This window comes from Variovorax sp. GW821-FHT09B05, assembly GCF_059418265.1.
Genome location: NZ_JBWKPN010000007.1, coordinates 165205 through 183594, shown reverse-complemented (window position 1 = coordinate 183594; position 18390 = coordinate 165205). Strand labels below are relative to the sequence as shown.

The window sequence follows — 18390 nt, the reverse complement described above, 5'->3', positions numbered from 1 at the left end:
AGAAGAAGAAAAAAGAAAGGACGCCACGATGAACCCCACCCCATCCCCCGGCACCGGCGCGCCCGCGCTGAGCCGCCGCACCTTCATGATGAGCACCGCGGCCGGTGCCGCCGGTGCCGCGAGTGTCGCGAGCACCGGCCTGGCGAACGCACAGGACACAGCGCCCGCGCCGCCGCGCATCGACACCCGCGTCGTCATCAACGGCCAGCCGCATGCGCTGCAGCTCGAGCCGCGCGCCTCGCTGCTCGACGTGCTGCGCGAGCAGCTCGGCCTCACGGGCGCCAAGAAGGGCTGCGACCACGGCCAGTGCGGCGCCTGCACCGTCCACCTCGACGGCCGGCGCGTCGCCTCCTGTCTCACGCTGGGCGTGAAGACCGACGGCTGCGCCGTCACCACCATCGAGGGCATCGCCGCGCCCGACGGCACGCTGCATCCGATGCAGCAGGCCTTCGTCGACCACGACGCGCTGCAATGCGGCTACTGCACGCCGGGCCAGGTGATGGCCGCCATCGCCTGCGTGCGCGAGGGCCACGCCACCAGCGAGGCGCAGATCCGCGAGTACATGAGCGGCAACCTCTGTCGCTGCGGTGCCTACGCGGGCATCCTCGAGGCGATCCGCGATGCCGCCCCGCGCATGCGCGCCGAGACCGAAGCCATGGAGGGCCGCCGCCATGCATGACTTCGCCTACCACCGGCCGCGTAGCAGCGCCGAGGCCGTGCAACTGCTGGCAAGCAGCCAGCCCGGCGCGCGCTACTTCGCGGGCGGCACCACCCTGTTCGACCTGATGAAGCTCGGCGTGGAAGCGCCGGCCACCGTCGTCGACATCGGCCGCATCGAGGGCCTGCGCGAGATCGACGCCAGCGACCGGGCCGAGCTGCGCATCGGCGCGCTCGCCGCGATGAGCGACGTGGCCGAGCATCCCGTGGTGCAGCGCGAGTTCACCGCGCTGTCGGAATCGCTGTGGAAGGCCGCCTCGCAGCAGCTGCGCAACATGGCGAGCGTGGGCGGCAACCTGCTGCAGCGCACGCGCTGCGCCTATTTCCGCGGCGGCCCCGAGTTCGCCTGCAACAAGCGCGTGCCCGGCAGCGGCTGCGCGGCGCTGGCCGGCGTGAACCGCGGCCATGCGGTGCTCGGCGGCAGCGAGGCCTGCGTGGCGGTCTACCCGGGCGACTGGGCGGTGGCGCTCGCGGCCTTCGATGCGCAGGTCGACACGCTGAGCCCGCGCGGCGAACGCACGGTGGCCGTGCGCGATCTGCACCGCGCGCCCGGCGCCACGCCGCACCTCGAGACCGTGCTCGCGGCCGACGAGCTGATCGTGCGCATCCGCGTGCCGCGCACGCCGGCGGGCAGGGCCTCCACGTACCACAAGATCCGCGACCGCGAGTCCTATGCCTTCGCGCTGGCCTCGGCCGCCGTGGGCCTGCATCTGCGCGCCAACCGCGTGGTCGATGCGCGCATCGCGCTCGGCGGCGTGGCCACGCACCCGTGGCGCGCGCTCGAGGCCGAGCGCAGCCTGGTCGGGCGGCCCTTCACGCAGGCCGCGGCGCGGCGCGCGGCCGAGATCGCGTTCGCGCAGGCCAGGCCGCTCGAACATAACGGCTTCAAGGTGGCGCTCGGCATCGAGACGGTGACCGACGCGCTGATGCTGGCCCGGGACAGGAGCTGAACGATGGCAACCACGACAAGCAACCCCCAACGCGGCGCGCGTCCCGGCGCCGAGCGCGTCGATGCGCACGACAAGGTGCGCGGCGTCACCCGCTACGCGGCCGACGATGCGCGCGCCGGCCTGCTGCATGCAGCGCTCGTGCCATCGCGCATCGCGCGCGGCAGCGTGGCGCGCATCGACACCGGCGCCGCCGAGCGCGTGCGCGGCGTGCGCAAGGTCTACACGCACCAGAACATCGGCGCCTTCGAATCGGGCGGCTTCCTGATGGGCGGCGGCTTCGGCTTCCAGAGCTTCTATCCGCTGCGCTCGGCGCAGATCGCCTACCGCGGCCAGACCGTCGCGATGGTGGTCGCCGACACGCTCGAGGCCGCGCGCGAGGCGGCGGCGCTGGTGGAGGTGCGCTACGAGGCCCAGCCCTTCGTCGCGGGCATCGATGCGTCCGACGCGCAGCCGCAGGCGCAGTCCGCGCTGCTGCCGCAGCCGATGTTCGCCGACCGCCGCGTGGGCGATGCCGAGGCCGCACTGGCCGCGGCGGCCTTCACGGTGGAGGCGCGCTACGAGCTGCCGATCCAGCACCAGAACCCGATGGAGATCATCGCGACCGTGGCCGAATGGACCGAGGGCGTGCTGACCGTCCGCGAGCCGACGCAGAACGCCGAGGGCGTGCGCCACGGCCTCGCGAAGCAGCTCGGCATCGAGCCGGCGCGCGTGCGCGTGCTCTCGCCCACGCTCGGTGGCGGCTTCGGCCAGAAGAACTCGCTGCAGTCGCACACCGCGGCGGTGGCGATCGCCGCGCGCGAGCTCGGCCGGCCGGTCAAGCTGGTGCTGACGCGCGCGCAGCTGTTCCACAACGCCAGCTTCCGGCCCGCGAGCCGCCACCACGTGCGCCTGGGCGCGGACCGCGAGGGCCGGCTGGTCGCGGCCGTGCACGACATCGACCAGCAGACCTCGCGCCACGACCTCTTTCCCTCGAGCGGCAGCGAGATCACCTCGCGGCTGTACGGCGTCAGGCACTTCCTCGGCCGCGACCGGCTGGTGCGCACCGACGTGCAGACGCCGGGCTACATGCGCGCGCCCTTCGAGCATCCGGCCGCCTTCGCCTTCGAGAGCGCGGTCGACGAGATGGCGTACCTGCTGGGCCGCGACCCGGTGGCCTTCCGGCTCGCCAACGACACCGCGGTCGATCCGCTGAGCGGCAAGCCCTTCTCCTCGCGCCACCTGGCCGAATGCCTGGTGCAGGGCAGCGAGGCCTTCGGCTGGGCGCGGCGCGACATGGCGCCGGGTTCGATGCGCGCCGCCGACGGCAGCCGCATCGGCTGGGGCGTGGCCGTGGGCGCCTACAAGGCCGCGATGGCGCCGGCCTTCGCCACCGTGAGCCTGGCCGGCGACGGCCGCGTGCGCGTGGCGGTGGGCGGGCACGAGATGGGGCAGGGCATGCGCACCGCGATCGCGCTCACCGTGTCGCGCGTGCTCGGCGCGCCGGTGGCCGCGGTGGAGATCGCGCTCGGCGACACCGGCGCCGCGCCGCAGCACCTGACGGCCGGCTCCTGGGGCACCGCGACCGCGCTGCCGCCGGTGCAGGAGGCGGCGCAGCGGCTGATGGAAGACCTGCGCACCCGTGCCCCCGGCGCGGGCGCGAACGCCACCGCGCTCGCGCTGCTGCGCGCCTCGGGCCGCGCGCAGGCCGAGGCCGAGAGCCGGCGCCGCGCGCCCGGCCAGCCCGAGCAGGTCTATGGCCGGCTCACGGGCGGGCTGCCGGCCGCGGCCGGGCCGGTCTATCCCGACTACGTGGGCTTCAGCTTCATCGCGCACTTCGTCGAGGTGCGCATCGAGCCGACCACGCGCCGCATCCGCGTGCCGCGCGTGGTGAGCGTGGCCGACTGCGGCGCGGTCGCGAGTCCGCGCACCGCGCGCAGCCAGGTCGAGGGCGGCGTGGTCTGGGGCATCGGCGCCGCGCTGCGCGAGGCCAGCGAGGTCGATCCGCGCCATGGCGGCTTCCTCAATGCCGACCTGGCCGAGTACGTGCTGCCGGTGGCGGCCGACATCGGCCGCATCGAGGTCGGCTTCGTCGGCAGGCCCGACACGCGCTTCAACGCGCTCGGCGTGAAGGGTCTCGGCGAGGTCGCGATGGTGGGCGTGGCGCCCGCGATCGTGAACGCGGTGTTCCATGCCACGGGCAAGCGGCTGCGGCGGCTGCCGCTGCGGCTGGAGGACCTGCTCGATTAGCGTCGGTCGAAGCTGTTGACGTGGACCTCGACCAGGTCCACGAACTCCGGCAGCTCGAGCAGGAACTCGGGGTCGCGCGCCAGCGGTGCCACGCGCAGCGGATCGCCGCGCTTGTCGTGCATGGCGTGCATGTCCTCGACCGAGCGCCAGAACGACACGGTGCGGAACTCCGCCACGTTGCCTCGCAGGCGCCGGAAGTACTGCACGCCGAGGCAGTCGGGCTTGCGCGCGATCTCGCGGATGCCGTGCTCCAGGCTGTAGTGCAGGTAGTCGTCGGCGCGCGCGATCGGCGTGCGGCCTTCCCAGATGCGCCCGATCAGCGGGGTTTCGAGCAGCTTGCATTCGACGGTCATGGGTTCTCCTTTCGTGTCATCGATCAGGAAACCCTGGACCGGCCGCGCGGCGCCCCGCGTAGGAAGGAGGCGACGGCGCGTGCCGGGCGAGGCTCAGGCTTCGAAGCCGGCCTGCAGCAGCCCGGCGAGCGTGGCCACCAGCGCCTCGCGCTGCGGCGCGGGCCGCCACAGCGCGCGCACCGCCTGCAGCGCGCCGGCCGCGCCCTGGCCGCTCTCCCACTCGGGATGGCTGCGCGCCGGCTGCGCGGCACGCAGCGCGGCGGCGATGGCCTCGCCGGCCGCCTCGGCGCCGGCGTCTACTGCCTCGATGCGCTGCGTGGCGGCATGGCCGCGGCGCTCGAGCGCGCGCGCGAGCTGCATCTGCCAGGCCGCGAGCGTGAACAGCACGCCGTCCTCCACCGTGAGCTCGTGCACGTCGCGCAGCTTGTTCGCGAGCTTGCGGCCCAGCGGGCCCCAACCCTGCGACACCGCGCTGCCGATGGCGCCGCCCAGCGCCACGCCGGCGCCGAGCGAGAGGCCGGCCACCGCGAGATCGGCCACCGCGCCGACCGCGGCGCCGATGGCCGCGCCCTTGCCCAGGCGCAGGCCCGCGTCCTTCATCGCCTCGGGATTGAAGAAGTCGAGCGCCCAGCGGCCCTCGATCATCGGCAGCGGCGCCTCGGCCGCGTCGCCCTGGCGGAAGCCGTAGAGCGCGAGCAGGTCGTCGGCGCAGCGCTGCGCCTTGTCGAACACGGTCTTGCGCAGCGCGGCGACCAGCGCGTCGCGGCGCGCGGGATCGGCGAACTCGGTGGCCGGCACGCTGCGCCGCAGCGCGGTGGCGTCGACCAGCAACTCGGCCACGCGCGTGGCGGCCGCGCGGCGCCGCGCCGCGGCCTCGGCCTCGAGCGCATCGGCCACGCCGCGCAGCAGCTCGCGCCGGTCGCGCAGCAGCGTCGCGAGGTCGCCGTAGAGATCGCGCTCGGCGCCCACGAAGGGCGCGGCCGCATCGAAGCGCACCTGCACGTGCAGGCCGTAGGCCGAGAGCAGTTCCTTCCACGCTGCTTCGCGGCTGGCCGCGTCGCGCACGAAGTTGAGCACCGGCAGCACCGGCCGCGCGCAGGCATTGAGCAGCTCGATCTCGTCGCGGAACTTGGGCAGCACCGGTTCGCGCACGTCGATCACGAGGAAGGCGGCATTGATGTCGAGCATCGCGCGCAACACCTTGGCCTCCTGCTCGAAGGCGCCGTGCGCCTCGGGGCCCTGCAGGAAGCGGCGGATGCGCTCGGGCGGCGTGGCCTGGCCCGCGGGATCGATGCGCGCGAGGTGCTCGCGCAAGGCCACCGCGTCCTCGAGGCCCGGCGTGTCGTAGAAGCGCACGGCGGGGCGGCCGTCGATCTCGAGGTCGACCGACTCGACATGGCGCGTGGTGCCGGGGCGGTCGGACACCGCGCCGAAATCGATGCGCCGCGTGAGCGTGCGCAGCAGCGAGGTCTTGCCGGCATTGGTGTGGCCGACGACGGCGATGCGGATCGGGTCGCTCATCGAAGTACCTTCGTGCTTCGCACTGCGGTGCGAGCTTGCTTGGGGCGGTCCGGCGCGGTGTTCATGGCGCGACGGTGTCGGTGGAGCCCAGCAGCTCGGCGAGCGCGGTGCCCGCGGCCACGCGTTCGAGGCCGGCGTCGCGCAGCCACGCGAGCCAGCGCTGGATCGCCGGACCCTCGTTGCCGCCCTCGGCGATCAGCCACAGGCGGCATTCGCCGCTGTGCGCGAGCAGGTCGCGCACGAAGCGCTCGGTGCCGCGGTCGGGGCTCGCGGCCGCGCGGCAGGCCAGCACCACGCTGCGCGGCCGCGCGAGCGCGAGCCGGTCGAGCAGCGCGCGGCGCTCGGGCGCGCTGCCGTCGATGCGCTCGAGCTGCAGGTCCGCGGGCAGGCCCTCGGGCGGCCAGCCGATGTCGGGCGGCAGTTCGAAGCCGACCAGCACGCGCAGGTCGCGCAGGTCCGCAGGCGCGAGGCCCACGGGCGCCTCGCGCGCGCGGCGGCCCGGATCGGCATCGACGATGGCACTGGGCGCGAGCGCCGCGAAGCGGGCCGCGAGCTGGCGGTAGTAGGGCGCGTCGAGCGCGGGCCGCAGCGCCTGGCGCCGATGGCGCCACACGGCGGTGCTCCAGAGCAGCAGCACGAGGCGCGGCAGCAGCCCGTAGGTGAGGATGCAGCCCGTGAGCCACAGCGCCCAGGTGCGCTGGCCCGAGGCCGGCGGCGCGGTGGCGAGCACGGTGGCGGCGTCGGGCACCGGGAAGCCCAGGCGCGACGGCGCCCAGCCCAGCGCATCGACCGCGCGCACGAAGAAGGCGGGATCGAGGATGGTGGTCTCCCAGCTCAGCGTGTAGCTGCGGAAGGCCAGCGCGAACAGCATCGCCGCCAGCACCACCGCGAAGGACAGCGACCAGATGCCGTGGCTCACGATGCCGAAGGCCCAGGGCAGCAGCTTCGCGCGGCCCAGCAGGCCGGTGGTGGCGCGCACGAGCAGCGGCGCCTGGCCATGCCGGCCGCCGGCCACGCGCGCGGTCAGCGAGAGCCAGATCCAGCCCAGCGAGGCTGCGCTGAACGACGCCAGCGGCAGCCACAGCCCGAGCAGCCACAGCAGCAGCGTCAGCAGGTGCACGCCGAGCAGGCTCACGAGCGCGACGATCACGTTGATGTGACGCTCGCCACCGCCCACCACGTTGCCCGCTAGCGCGAGGCCGGCGACGACGATGAGGGCCACGAGCCCGAGCAGCACCCAGGGCGACCATTGGCGCGCGCGCCGCAGTTCGGCCTGCAATCCGAGTCGTTCGCCGAGCTGGCGCGCGCGTTCAGCGATGCGTGCCGGCGTGTGCGGCGCCTGCGCGGCGATGCGCATGGCCTGCGCGTCGTCGAGCGGACCGTTCTGCTCGGCCCATCGGATCGCCTCGGTGATCACCGCATCGGAAAAGTCGGGGTTCTCGCGCAGTGCGGTGGTGGTCAACAGCGTCCCTTCGCGAACAGAGGCAGGGCCGGCGGAAAGCCGACGATGAGCCCTCGGCCGAGGGCGGCTCAGCGCGCGGATTATGCCCGGCGCCCCCAAAGCAAAACGGGGCCGCAGCGCGGCCCCGTTCCTCTCTGGCGTGTGGATGGTTCGAGGGGGACTGACGTCTTTCAGCGCAGGCCGAAGAACGAAAGCACGGCCACGACCACGACGACCAGACCGACGATGTAAATGATGGAATTCACCGCGAGCACTCCACGTTGTTGACGATGGTCCCAGCATCACGGCGCAGGGGGTACCCAGGGTGTCGGCGGGGGGCGGCGGGTTCTGTAGGACTTGCAGGGCCGGTCGTGACATACCTTCCGCTGCCCCGCGTCGGCCTAGGACCTCGTCTTGCGCGCCGGCTTCGCGGGCGCCTCGGGCCCGAGCGCCTGCTGCAGCAGCCAGCGCATCGCGGCACGCACCTCGGCGGCATCGGCGCCCGCCTCGATCTCGAGCGCGGCGCGGTCGAAGGCGGCCGACAGCAGCTGCGAGAGCGCATCGAGCGAGACCTCGCCGCGGCCCATGCCGGCCTCGGCCAGTCCCTGGCGCAGCGAACGGGCCGCGTTCGCATCGTCCATCGCCATGATCTCCGCCATGCCGAGCACGGCCGGCCCGTCGATCAGCAGCAGCCGGGTGCGGCCCGGCACGGTCATCGCGCGCAGGTAGGCATCGCTGCCGGTCAGCAGCGCCTCGCGCGGCGCCAGCGCCTCGGGCGTGGCGGCCGCGATCTCGGCGGCCACCGCGCGCGACTCCTGCTCGAGCACATGGCGGAACAGGTCGCGCTTGTCGGCGTAGTGGTGATAGAGCGCGCCACGCGTGATGCCGGCCGCGGCCACGATGTCGGGCGTGGAGGTCTGGCCATAGCCCTGGTCGACGAAGAGGGCGCGCGCCGCCTCGGTCAGCGCCTGCCGCGTGGTCTCAGTGCGCTCCTTGTTGCTCCGGATGATCTTGGAGGTCATTTACATGCAGACTGTATGTATGTATATTCAATCAAACATACAGACTGTATGTCAGTTCCAGCCATCCCAAGGAGCCCTCATGAAAGTCACGAGCTACTACCCGGTCATCATGACCAATGACGTCGCCGGCACGGCGGACTTCTACCAGCGCCACTTCGGCTTCGCGCCGCTGTTCACGAGCGACTGGTACGTGCACCTGCAACTGGAAGGCGAGCCCTCGGTCAACCTCGCGGTGCTCGACGGCCGGCACGAGACCATTCCCGCCGCGGGCCGCGGCAAGGTGGCGGGCGGGCTGCTGTTGAACTTCGAGGTGGACGATCCCGACGCGGTGCACGACCGCCTGGCCGCGGCCGGCCTGCCGGTGCTGCTGCCGCTGCGCGACGAAGCCTTCGGCCAGCGCCACTTCATCACCAGCGACCCGAACGGGGTGCTGATCGACATCATCAAGCCGATCCCGCCGAGCGGGGAGTTCGTGGCGCAGTACGAGGCGGGCGCGCTGCCGACCTGATCGGTCAGGCCAGGCGGTTGCGAGGCTCAGGCCAGCGCCGCCTCTTCCTCGTCGAGCGCGTCGCCCAGGAAGCCGCCGCTCTGGTGCGCCCACAGCCGCGCATAGAGCCCGCCCTTGGCCATCAGCGTGCGGTGGTCGCCTTCCTCCACCACGCGGCCCTCGTCGAGCACGATCAGCCGGTCCATCGCCGCGATGGTCGACAGCCGGTGCGCGATCGCGATCACGGTCTTGCCTTCCATCAGCGTGTAGAGGCTCTGCTGGATCGCGGCCTCGACCTCCGAGTCGAGCGCGCTGGTGGCCTCGTCGAGCAGCAGGATCGGCGCGTCCTTGAGCATCACGCGCGCGATCGCGATGCGCTGGCGCTGGCCGCCCGAGAGCTTCACGCCGCGCTCGCCCACATGGGCCTCGTAGCCGTGGCGCCCGCTGGCGTCGCCCAGCGTGCCGATGAAGTCGTGCGCCTCGGCGCGGCGCGCGGCGGCCTCGATCTGCGCCGGCGTCGCGTCGGGACGGCCGTAGGCGATGTTGTCGGCCACCGAGCGGTGCATCAGCGAGGTGTCCTGCGTCACCATGCCGATGTGGCTGCGCAGCGAATCCTGCGTGGCCAGCGCGATGTCCTGGCCGTCGATCAGGATGCGGCCGCTCTCCAGGTCGTGGAAGCGCAGCAGCAGGTTCACCAGCGTCGACTTGCCGGCGCCCGAGCGGCCCACCAGGCCGATCTTCTCGCCGGGCGCCACGGTCAGCGTGAGGTCCTCGATCACGCGCCGGCCGCCGGCCGCGCCGTAGCGGAAGCTCGCATGCTCGAAGCGCACCTCGCCGCGCGGCACCTCGAGCGGCTTCGCGCCCGGCGCATCGAGCACGGCGCGCGGGCGCGACAGCGTCTTCATGCCGTCCTGCACCGTGCCGATGTTCTCGAACAGGCTGGTCATCTCCCACATGATCCAGTGCGACATGCCCTGCAGCCGCAGCGCCATGGCGGTGGCCGCGGCCACCGCGCCCACGCCGACCGCGCCGGTGGACCACAGCCACAGCGCCGTGCCCGCCATGCCGGCGGTCAGGCCCATGCTCAGCGTGTGGTTGACGATCTCGAAGGCGCTCACCAGCCGCATCTGGCCGTAGCCCGTGTGCATGAACTCGCGCATCGCGTCGCGCGCGAAGCCGGCCTCGCGCTGCGTGTGCGAGAACAGCTTCACCGTCGCGATGTTGGTGTAGGCATCGGTCACGCGGCCGGTCATCAGCGCGCGCGCATCGGCCTGCGCCTTGCCGACCGCGCCCAGGCGCGGCACGAAGTAGATCAGCGCGCCGATGTAGAAGGCCAGCCAGATCACGAACGGCCAGATCAGCTGCGCGTCGAGCACGCCCACCAGCACGATCATGGTGGCGACATACACGCCCATCGCCACCAGCACGTCGGCCAGCACGAACACGGTCTCGCGCACCGCGAGCGCGGTCTGCATCACCTTGGCCGTGATGCGGCCCGCGAACTCGTCCTGGTAGAAGGCCATGCTCTGGCCCAGCATCAGCCGGTGGAAGTTCCAGCGCAGCCGCATCGGCAGGTTGATCGCGAGCGTCTGGTGCTTGACGATGGTCTGCAGCGCGACCACCGCGATGCTGGCGACCAGCAGCCCGGCCATCCATGCGAGCGTGGTGCCGCGGTCTTCCCACAGGCGCGAGGGCGCCTGGCCGCCGAGCCAGTCGACCACGCGTCCGAGCAGCGCGAACAGCAGCGCCTCGAAGGTCGACATCACGGCGGTGAGCACCGCCATCGCGAGGATCTTGCCGCGCACGCCCTGCGTGCAGGCCCAGAGGAAGGCGAAGAAGCCTTGCGGCGGAAGCGGAGGTTCGGCGGCGGGGTAGGGGTGTAGAAGTTTTTCGAAGAAACGGAACAAGGACTGACTCTCCCGAAGAGCCGAAGACTGTAGCCGCGAGCGCATGACCTTGCCCTGAAAAGGTGCGTTTCTTCAGCTTCTGCGTGGTTTGCGCGACGAAGTCGCGGGAACGGGCGCGGTCTTTGGTTCGAGCGCCGCGAGCCGCTCGCCGAGGAAGTCGATGAAAGTACGCAGCTTGGGCGCCATGTACTGGCGGCTGGTGTAGACCGCGAACAGCGTCACCGGGTGCGGTTCGTGGTCGGGCAACAGGCGCACGAGCCGGCCCTGCGCGAGATCGTCCTCGAGCAGCCAGCCCGGCATGAAGGCCACGCCCATGCCCGCGCGCACCGCATGCAGCGTGAGCGTGGTGTCGTCCGAGCGCATGACCGGCGTGAGCCGCAGCGGGAACAGGCGCCCGCCCGGCCCGGTGAGCGCCAGGTGGTCGAGTGCCACGTAGCTCGGCACGATCGCGCCGAGCCGCGCCACCTCGGCCGGCACCGCGGGGCTGCCGCCCATGCGCGCGAGGTACTCGGGCGTGCCCGCGAGGAAGAAGGGCACGCGGCACAGCGGCCGCGCGATCAGCGCGGGCGAGGGCTCCTGCGTGGCGCGCAGCGCGAGGTCGTAGCCGTCGGCCGCGAGGTCGACCTTGCGGTTCTCGAGGTGGATGTCGAGCAGCACCTCGGGATAGCGGTCGCGGTAGTCGGCCAGCACCTGCGCGAAGCGCGCGGTGGCGCACCACACGGGCGCGCTGAGCTTGAGCTGGCCGCGCGGCGCCTCGCGGGTCTGGCCGATCGCGGCCTCGGCGGCATCGAGCAGGTCGAGCGCGCGCCGGCTCTGCTCGTACCAGGCGGTGCCGGCCTCGGTCAGGCTCAGGTGGCGGCTCGAGCGGTGCAAGAGACGCGCGCCCAGCGACTTCTCGAGCTGCGCCACGTGCTTGCTGGCCATCGGCGCCGACAGCCCGAGCCGTTCGGCGGCGGCCACGAAGCTGCCCGATTCGACGACCTCGCGGAACACGCGCAGGCTGGTCATGCGGTCCATCGATGATTTCCTCTGGAGAAACGATTCGATGAATCGTAGCCTGTCGATTTCCTCGCAGGAAATATCTACAGTCGACGCAACGCCTTCAAGGAAGCAACGACATGACCCACGACAACCCGAACCGCCTGCCCACCTACTTCATCTCGCACGGTGGCGGCCCCTGGCCCTGGATGAAGCGCGAGATGGGCGCCACCTACGACCGGCTCGCCGCCGCGCTGGCCGACATGCCGCGCCAGCTCGGCCGCACGCCCAAGGCCATCCTCATGGTCTCGGCCCACTGGGAGGCGCCGGTGTTCACGGTGCAGGGCAACCCGCGCCCGCCGATGATCTACGACTACGGCGGCTTCCCGGCCCATACCTACGAGGTGCACTACGACGCGCCCGGCTCGCCCGAGCTCGCGCAGCGCGTGCAGTCGCTGATCGCCGCGGCCGGCCTGCCGGCGGCCGTCGATCCCGAGCGCGGCTACGACCACGGCATGTTCTCGCCGATGGCCGCGATCTATCCGCAGGCCGAGGTGCCGGTGGTGCAGCTGTCGCTGCGCCGCGGCCTCGATCCGGCCGAGCACATCGCGCTGGGCCGTGCGCTCGCGCCGCTGCGCGACGAGGACGTGCTGATCGTCGGCAGCGGCCTGAGCTATCACAACCTGCGCAACTTCGGGCCGCAGGCGCATGGCGTGTCGAAGGCCTTCGGCGACTGGCTCGATGCCACCTCGGTCGAGGCCGCACCGGCGCAACGCGTGCAGCGCCTGCAGGACTGGGCCGCAGCGCCTTCGGCGCGCATGGCGCATCCGCGCGAGGAGCACCTGATTCCGCTGATGGTGGCGGTGGGCGCGGCCGAGCAGGAGGCGGGCGAGCGCGTCTATCACGAGGAGGCCTTCATGGGCGGCCTCGTGGTGTCGAGCTACCGCTTCGGCGGCGCCGGCTACTTCTGATCGACCCGGCGCTCGGCGCCGTCGGCATCGACCAGCCCGACGCGCTGCTGCCGGCCCCAGGTGCCGCGCCCGGTCAGGAAGGTCCACCAGCCCCAGGCCGCGCCCGTGTGGCGCAGCAGCTGGAAGGTGAAGGGCTCGATCAGCGCGGCCGCGAAGGCCTGCAGCATGCCGGCCTCGCCGTCGTGGCCGACCCAGCGCCGGTACAGGTGCACCGACCACAGGTGGAAGACGAGGTCGAGCACGATCTTGGCGGCGATCACGCCGGCCGCGGGCAACAGCACGCCGAAGTCGCCGCGCACCAGGTACATCACGAGCAGTCCGAAGGCCGCGAGGCCGTACAGCGGCTGCAGGGTGTCGATGGCCTTGACCGGCAGCATCGCGGTGCCGAGCCAGCCGTAGCGGCGGTCGCCCACCATCGCGCGGTACCAGTACTGGGTCTGCAGGAAGCCGCCGAACCAGCGCCGGCGCTGGCGCAGGAAGGCGCCCACGCTGCTGGGCGCGTCGGTGCGCGCCTGCGCGTCGCCGAGCACGCGCACGCGCCAGTCGAGGCCGTGCGCCTGGGCATGGCGGTGCAGCCGGTGGATGAGCTCGTAGTCCTCGACCAGGCAGTCGGTGTCGAAGCCGCCCACCGCGCGCACCGCGTCGCGCCGGAAGCCCGCGAAGGCGCCCGAGATCAGCAGCAGGCCGTCGACCCGCATCCAGGCATAGCGCGAGAGGAAGTTGCGGATGTACTCGTAGGTCTGGAACCACTGCAGCAGCCGACCGCCCAGCGTGCGGCTGCACACCGGCGTGATGACGCCGGTGGCCGCCACCAGCGCGGGTTCGTCCGAGAAGGCGCGGCGCACCGCGGCGATGGCGCGCGCGTCGAGCAGCGTGTCGCCGTCGACGGTGAGCACGGTCTCGGTGGCTATGCACAGCACCGCGGCGTTCAGGGCCACCGCCTTGCCGCCGTGCGGCAGCCGCAGCCAGTGCAGATTGGGATGCAGGGTGCTCGCGGCGCTGAGCTGCCCCGGCTCGGGCGCCTCCAGCCCGTAGCGCGTGGTGAGCAGCTCGGCCGTGCCGTCGGTCGAGCCGTCGTCGGCGATCACGATGCGGTCGGGCGCATCGGTCTGGCCCAGCAGCGCGGCCAAGGTCACGGGCAGCACCGCGGCCTCGTCGTGCGCGGCGACGATCACGCCCAGCGTGGCGCGGTGCGGTGCCACGGCGGGATGCGGCAGTGGCGCCGAGGCCAGCGCGATGCCGCGCGGGCGCAGGATCGCGAGCGTCTGCCAGCCCACGAACAGCAGCAGCACCGTGTCGTAGAGCACGTAGGCCACGCCCACCGACCAGGCCTGCACGTTGCCCAGGCGGAAGGCCATGGCGAACAGCAGGCCCCACAGCAGCAGCACGCCGCCATGGATGAGCCAGCTTCGCAGCGGCGTGGCGGGGGGCGAGAGTCGCGGTGACGCGGCGACGAAGGCGGAGCGGAGCAGGTCGTTCAAGACAGGGGCGCCAGGGCGATGGGAAGGTGTACGCACGGAACGGGCCGGCGGTTTCGAATGTCCGAGGCCGAAGACCGGACAATCGCGCGCCTGACAGGCTGAGTCGGACTCCCGCCGAAAATTCCCGCATGCCCCCTCACCATCGCTACACACGCACCGCCATCGCGCTGCACTGGATCATCGCACTGCTGATGATCGTCAACATCGCGCTGATCCTTTCGGTCGACCGCTTTCCCGACGACTGGGTGCGCCCGGCCATCGACACCCACAAGTCGATCGGCATCACCGTGCTGGGGCTGGTGATCCTGCGCATCCTGTGGCGCGCCACCCACCGGCCGCCGGCCATGCCCGGCAGCTACGGCCGGCTCGAACGCATCGGCGCGCATGCGGCCCACGGCGCGCTGTACCTCGTGATGATCGCGCTGCCGCTGTCGGGCTGGATGCACGACTCGGCCTGGAAGGACGCGGCCACGCACCCGATGCAGCTGTTCGGTCTGTTCGAATGGCCGCGCATCGGCTGGATCATGGACATCGAGGCCGCCGCCAAGGAGAACCTCCACACCGTGCTGGGCGGCGTGCACACCTGGGCCGGCTATGTGCTCTACGTGCTGTTCGCGCTGCACCTGATCGGTGCGCTCAAGCATCAGTTCCTCGATGGCGAGGCCGAACTGCAGAGGATGCTGCCATGAGCGCGGGCCTGTCCGGACTGTCGGCCACGACCGAGGACGAAGCTCGCGCCGTCATCGCGCGCGTCGATGCGCTGTCGACCCACCACGACATCGAACAGGCCGGCGTGCGCGTCCGCTGGCGCCGCTTCGGTCCCGCCGATGGCGGCGCCCATCCGCCGCTGGTGCTGCTGCATGGCGGCCACGGCAGCTGGATGCACTGGCTGCGCAATGCCGAGGCCCTGTCGGCCGAGCGAGCGCTGTGGCTGCCCGACATGCCGGGCTTCAACGATTCGGGCACGCCGCCCCCGCCGGCGCCCGACGAACATCCGCTCGCGCCCTCGCTCGCGGCACTGGCCGGCTCGCTCGATGCGCTGATCGGCACCGGCACGCTGATCGACCTCGGCGGCTTCTCCTTCGGCGGCGTGGTGGCCTCGCAGTTCGCGCTGCACCGGCGCGCGGTGCGCCGCATGCTGCTGGTGGGCAGCGGCGGCCACGGCACGATGCGGCGCATGGCGGTCGAGATGATCAACTGGCGCCTCGCGCAGGACCGCGAGGCGGAGCGCGCCGCGCTGCTGCACAACCTCGGCGCGCTGATGCTGCACGACATGTCGCGCGCCGATCCGCTGGCCTTCGAGATCCACGACATCGCCTGCCACGGCACGCGCTTTCGCAGCAAGGAGGTGTCGCGCCGCGGCGGCCTGCAGGCGGCGTTGGCCGAGATCCCCGGGCCCAAGCTCTTTCTCTGGGGCGAGTTCGACGTGACCGCCGATTCGCGCGCGCTGGTGGCGCGGCTCGTGGCCGAGGGGCCGCAGCGCGAAGGCGCCGTGGTCGACGGCGCGGGGCATTGGGTGCAGTACGAGCGGGCCGAGGAATTCAATCGGCGCGTGGCCGACTTCCTCGACCGCTGAGCGGCGTCAGCCCAGCACCTCGGCCGCGCGCCGCTTCCAGAACGCCGCGTCGGGCACCGGCCCCGCGCCGGCCGCGGCGTTCTCGGCCATGTGGGCCGCGCGGCTGGTGCCGGGGATGGTGCAGGTCACGGCCGGATGGCTCAGCACGAACTTCAGCAGCACCTGGGCCCAGCTCGCGCAGCCGATCTCCGCGGCCCAGCCCGGCAGCGCGCGTTCGCGCAGCCGGCGCAGCAGGCCGCCGCCACCGAAGGGCATGTTGACGACCACCGCCACGCCGCGCTCGGCCGCCAGCGGCAGCAGCCGTTCGCCCGCGGCGCGCGCATCGAGCGAGTAGTTGATCTGCAGGAAGTCGAGCGGCTGCGCGCGCAGCACCGCCTCGACCTCGTCGTAGGCCGAGGCCGTGTAGTGCGTGATGCCCAGGTAGCGCACGCGGCCCTGCGTCTTCCATTCGCGCAAGGTCGCGAGCTGGGTGCGCCAGTCGACCAGGTTGTGAATCTGCATCAGGTCCACGCGCTCGGTGCGCAGCCGCGCGAAGGACTGCTCCATTTGCGCGATGCCGGCCTCGCGGCCCGAGGTCCAGACCTTGGTCGCGAGGAAGGGGCGGCGCGCGCCGCGAGCCGCCGCCGTGGCGGCCAGCAGCTCGCCGGTGCTCTCCTCGGAGCGGCCGTACATCGGCGAGCTGTCGATCACCGTGCCGCCCGCGGCGAACAGCGCCTCGAGCACGCCCGCGAGGCGCTGGTATTCCTCGCTGCCGGGACGCTGGTCGAAGCCGATCCAGGTGCCGCAACCGATCACGGGCAGCGCTTCCTGGGTGGAGGGGATGGGGCGGGTGTTCATGGTCGGCGGGGGCGTGGACCCGGCCGGCCGCTGCGCGAACGCGCTCAGCGCGGCGCTCGCGGGCAGGGCCGCGGCGAGGCGCAGGAACTGCGCGCGATGCATCGGCGCCGCGAGCGCGGGCCGGGAGGAGGGCGTCGGGCCGGGGGTCTTCATGGGAAGGGTGGAATCGACGATAGCACCCGCGCCTGCATCGCGCAGCGGCTCGCGGGGGCGGGCCGCGGGTTGGCGCCGATGCAACACCTTCGTCCGGTGGATTGCCCGCGGATGTTCCCGAATGTATCGTGCGCGTCCGCAGGTGGAGGGCCTGCCGTCCGGCCGTCGAGCGATCCGCCGGAGCCATCCCGCAAAACCATTCCAACAAGAGAGCCACGACCATGACCCCGTTTCCCCGACCCATCGTCCGCCTGCTGCGCGGGTTCGTGCTGCTGCTGGCCGCGGCCCTGCTGGCCGCCTGCGTCGCGCCGCCGATCGCGCCCGAGCAGACCCTGACGGGCCATGAAGGCGCCGTGGTGATGAAGCTGATCACCAACAGCCCCGGCGAGAACGACCCGGCCGAAACGCTGTGGACCCTGCATCTCCAACGCGTGCTCGGGCCCGGCGAGAAGCAGACCGGCCAGGACATGGTGGTGCTGCAGCGTACGCGCCGTTCCACCTACACCACGGCCGTCTTCAGCGGCATGGTCGCGCCGGGCCGCTACATCATCAAGCACGCGGCGGGCGGCTCGGGCAACATGAGCTACACCTTCCCCATCGATGCGAAGTTCGGCAGCTTCGACGTGGTGCGCGACGAGGTCACGCTGCTCGGCACCTTGTTGATCCAGCCGCGCGGGGGCTCGCGCTTCGTCGTCGCCTACGTGCGGCCGGAGGAAGAACTGCAGAAGACCTTCGAGACCCTCTATCCCGCGCTGGCGGCGCAGACGCGCGATCGTCCGCAGCACGGTTTCATCTTCACGCCCGACCTGCATCGCCGCGCCGCGCTGGCGCCGCAGCTCAAGCGGCTCGCTTCCGCCTGGCATGGCCTGGCACAGACCGCCGACGGCGAGTTCATGGCCGGCGCCAAGCTCGGCAAGGTGCTGTGGCGCAAGAGCGGCGAGAGCCGCTGGCGCGAGATCGACGCGAAGACCTGGCGCGAGGTGCTGTCGGTGCGGCCGTACCGCGGTGGCCTGCTGGTGGCCGGCGAGGAGGGCCTGCTGCGGCTGTCGACCGACGAGGGCGATACCTGGAAGGACCTGTTGCCGCCCGACGACGGCCTGATCCAGTTGGCGCAGCCGATGCGCGACGGCAGTCTGGTGGTGGTCTCGCGCAGCGACAGCCTCTGGAGCGTCTACGCGTCGGCCGATCCGGGCGTCGGGTGGCGCAAGCTCGGCGAGTTCTCCGACAGCCGTTCGATCAACATGCCGTGGATGCGCAGCATGGCCTTCGGCACGCCCGACCGGGTGGGCGTGATGATGCCGAACGGCGACCTCCACGCCACCGACGGCCGCACGCTGACGCGTTCGAGCAATGGCCAGTCCACCCTCGACGTGAACGCGCTGCCCGACGGCACCCTGGTGTCGCAGACGGCGATCTTCACCAAGTCCACCATGCTGTCGCCCGACTGGGGGCAGACCTGGACCGATCTCAACACCAGCCGCTTCGTCGTGACCATCGCCTTCAAGGACCGCCAGACCGCCTATGCGGTGGCGCCGATCGCGCCCGGGTTCATGCCCGGCGCGATGGGCCTGATGACGACCCGCGACGGCGGCAAGAGCTGGACCCACACCGGCGGCTCGCCGAGCATCACGGGGCCGCAGGCCGTGCGCCAGATGATGGTGGACCGCTCCGACGGCTCCCTGATCGCCTTCCTGCCCGACAACCTGATCCTGCGTTCCGCGGACGAGGGCAAGAGCTGGAAGATCGTCAAGGACAACTGAAGCGCCGCGC

16 protein-coding genes are annotated in these 18390 nt (G+C 72.1%); 8 read left to right on the top strand and 8 right to left on the bottom strand.

Translation table 11 applies throughout. From position 1 onward, the window contains the following. The first annotated feature begins 28 nt into the window (after positions 1-28). The 3 genes from AC07RM_RS19795 to AC07RM_RS19785 are packed head-to-tail and all read left to right on the top strand — an operon-like array spanning position 29 to position 3893. Positions 29-679, top strand: a complete 651-nt coding sequence (locus AC07RM_RS19795; protein WP_495335595.1) for a (2Fe-2S)-binding protein — start codon at positions 29-31, stop codon at positions 677-679. Then, on the top strand, positions 672-1667 hold the full coding sequence (locus AC07RM_RS19790; RefSeq protein WP_495335594.1) for an FAD binding domain-containing protein: 996 nt from the start codon (positions 672-674) through the stop codon (positions 1665-1667). Before AC07RM_RS19795 ends, AC07RM_RS19790 begins: the two co-directional genes overlap by 8 nt. A gap of 3 nt (positions 1668-1670) precedes the next feature. Further along, entirely contained in the window at positions 1671-3893 is a 2223-nt protein-coding gene (locus AC07RM_RS19785) for a xanthine dehydrogenase family protein molybdopterin-binding subunit (RefSeq protein ID WP_495335593.1), read from the top strand. Here the strand turns inward: AC07RM_RS19785 and AC07RM_RS19780 are convergent. The 4 genes from AC07RM_RS19780 to AC07RM_RS19765 all read right to left on the bottom strand — a co-directional run bounded on the left by AC07RM_RS19780 (position 3890) and on the right by AC07RM_RS19765 (position 8230). After that, positions 3890-4246 (bottom strand): hypothetical protein, encoded by a 357-nt coding sequence (locus AC07RM_RS19780; protein ID WP_093344659.1) that lies wholly within the window; start codon positions 4244-4246, stop codon positions 3890-3892. The two genes, AC07RM_RS19785 and AC07RM_RS19780, sit on opposite strands and share 4 nt — an antisense overlap. Positions 4247-4339: 93 nt before the next feature. Next, positions 4340-5767: a GTPase/DUF3482 domain-containing protein gene (locus AC07RM_RS19775; protein ID WP_495335592.1), complete on the bottom strand. Its 1428-nt coding sequence runs from the start codon at positions 5765-5767 to the stop codon at positions 4340-4342. A gap of 61 nt (positions 5768-5828) precedes the next feature. Next, on the bottom strand, positions 5829-7229 hold the full coding sequence (locus AC07RM_RS19770; RefSeq protein WP_495335591.1) for a DUF2868 domain-containing protein: 1401 nt from the start codon (positions 7227-7229) through the stop codon (positions 5829-5831). A 380-nt stretch (positions 7230-7609) separates the two neighbouring features. After that, positions 7610-8230 carry a TetR/AcrR family transcriptional regulator gene (locus tag AC07RM_RS19765; RefSeq protein ID WP_495335590.1) on the bottom strand — a complete coding sequence of 207 codons (621 nt, stop codon included), beginning with the start codon at positions 8228-8230 and terminating at the stop codon, positions 7610-7612. Positions 8231-8309: 79 nt separating this feature from the next. Between AC07RM_RS19765 and AC07RM_RS19760 the strand changes: the two genes are divergently transcribed. Continuing rightward, positions 8310-8738, top strand: coding sequence for a VOC family protein (locus tag AC07RM_RS19760; RefSeq protein WP_296798507.1), 429 nt, complete (start codon positions 8310-8312; stop codon positions 8736-8738). A gap of 26 nt (positions 8739-8764) precedes the next feature. Here AC07RM_RS19760 and AC07RM_RS19755 read toward each other — a convergent pair whose 3' ends face one another. Both AC07RM_RS19755 and AC07RM_RS19750 read right to left on the bottom strand, forming a co-directional pair. After that, positions 8765-10624 carry an ABC transporter ATP-binding protein gene (locus tag AC07RM_RS19755; protein ID WP_093344647.1) on the bottom strand — a complete coding sequence of 620 codons (1860 nt, stop codon included), beginning with the start codon at positions 10622-10624 and terminating at the stop codon, positions 8765-8767. Positions 10625-10696: 72 nt separating this feature from the next. Then, positions 10697-11641, bottom strand: coding sequence for a LysR family transcriptional regulator (locus AC07RM_RS19750; protein ID WP_431509307.1), 945 nt, complete (start codon positions 11639-11641; stop codon positions 10697-10699). Between the two features lie 101 nt (positions 11642-11742). Between AC07RM_RS19750 and AC07RM_RS19745 the strand changes: the two genes are divergently transcribed. Next, entirely contained in the window at positions 11743-12573 is an 831-nt protein-coding gene (locus AC07RM_RS19745; protein ID WP_431509306.1) for a DODA-type extradiol aromatic ring-opening family dioxygenase, read from the top strand. On the opposite strand, the gene AC07RM_RS19740 is transcribed toward AC07RM_RS19745, so the two are convergent. Then, a complete protein-coding gene (locus tag AC07RM_RS19740; protein WP_495335589.1) occupies positions 12564-14054 on the bottom strand; it encodes a glycosyltransferase family 2 protein in 1491 nt (496 codons plus the stop codon). The two genes, AC07RM_RS19745 and AC07RM_RS19740, sit on opposite strands and share 10 nt — an antisense overlap. A 128-nt stretch (positions 14055-14182) precedes the next feature. On the opposite strand from AC07RM_RS19740, the gene AC07RM_RS19735 reads away from it, so the two are divergent. Together AC07RM_RS19735 and AC07RM_RS19730 are read left to right on the top strand one after the other, a co-directional pair. After that, positions 14183-14743: a cytochrome b gene (locus AC07RM_RS19735; RefSeq protein ID WP_093344637.1), complete on the top strand. Its 561-nt coding sequence runs from the start codon at positions 14183-14185 to the stop codon at positions 14741-14743. Further along, complete coding sequence (locus tag AC07RM_RS19730) at positions 14740-15630, top strand: alpha/beta fold hydrolase (RefSeq protein ID WP_495335588.1); 891 nt, start codon at positions 14740-14742, stop codon at positions 15628-15630. The genes AC07RM_RS19735 and AC07RM_RS19730 overlap by 4 nt, the downstream gene beginning before the upstream one ends. A gap of 6 nt (positions 15631-15636) precedes the next feature. Here AC07RM_RS19730 and AC07RM_RS19725 read toward each other — a convergent pair whose 3' ends face one another. Then, the gene (locus AC07RM_RS19725; RefSeq protein ID WP_495335735.1) at positions 15637-16569 is read right to left on the bottom strand and encodes an aldo/keto reductase; all 933 of its coding nucleotides are present in this window, start codon (positions 16567-16569) and stop codon (positions 15637-15639) included. 272 nt (positions 16570-16841) lie between these two features. On the opposite strand from AC07RM_RS19725, the gene AC07RM_RS19720 reads away from it, so the two are divergent. Beyond that, the gene (locus tag AC07RM_RS19720) at positions 16842-18380 is read left to right on the top strand and encodes a WD40/YVTN/BNR-like repeat-containing protein (RefSeq protein WP_495335587.1); all 1539 of its coding nucleotides are present in this window, start codon (positions 16842-16844) and stop codon (positions 18378-18380) included. Positions 18381-18390 lie beyond the last annotated feature (10 nt).

Bases quoted from the DNA above. Each gene is read 5' to 3' on its own strand.
- AC07RM_RS19745 (WP_431509306.1), top strand. From the start codon at position 11,743: ATGACCCACGACAACCCGAACCGCCTGCCCACCTACTTCATCTCGCAC.
- AC07RM_RS19760 (WP_296798507.1), top strand. From the start codon at position 8,310: ATGAAAGTCACGAGCTACTACCCGGTCATCATGACCAATGACGTCGCC.
- AC07RM_RS19750 (WP_431509307.1), bottom strand. From the start codon at position 11,641: ATGGACCGCATGACCAGCCTGCGCGTGTTCCGCGAGGTCGTCGAATCG.
- AC07RM_RS19725 (WP_495335735.1), bottom strand. From the start codon at position 16,569: ATGCATCGCGCGCAGTTCCTGCGCCTCGCCGCGGCCCTGCCCGCGAGC.
- AC07RM_RS19730 (WP_495335588.1), top strand. From the start codon at position 14,740: ATGAGCGCGGGCCTGTCCGGACTGTCGGCCACGACCGAGGACGAAGCT.
- AC07RM_RS19775 (WP_495335592.1), bottom strand. From the start codon at position 5,767: ATGAGCGACCCGATCCGCATCGCCGTCGTCGGCCACACCAATGCCGGC.
- AC07RM_RS19765 (WP_495335590.1), bottom strand. From the start codon at position 8,230: ATGACCTCCAAGATCATCCGGAGCAACAAGGAGCGCACTGAGACCACG.
- AC07RM_RS19720 (WP_495335587.1), top strand. From the start codon at position 16,842: ATGACCCCGTTTCCCCGACCCATCGTCCGCCTGCTGCGCGGGTTCGTG.
- AC07RM_RS19790 (WP_495335594.1), top strand. From the start codon at position 672: ATGCATGACTTCGCCTACCACCGGCCGCGTAGCAGCGCCGAGGCCGTG.
- AC07RM_RS19780 (WP_093344659.1), bottom strand. From the start codon at position 4,246: ATGACCGTCGAATGCAAGCTGCTCGAAACCCCGCTGATCGGGCGCATC.
- AC07RM_RS19735 (WP_093344637.1), top strand. From the start codon at position 14,183: ATGCCCCCTCACCATCGCTACACACGCACCGCCATCGCGCTGCACTGG.
- AC07RM_RS19785 (WP_495335593.1), top strand. From the start codon at position 1,671: ATGGCAACCACGACAAGCAACCCCCAACGCGGCGCGCGTCCCGGCGCC.
- AC07RM_RS19795 (WP_495335595.1), top strand. From the start codon at position 29: ATGAACCCCACCCCATCCCCCGGCACCGGCGCGCCCGCGCTGAGCCGC.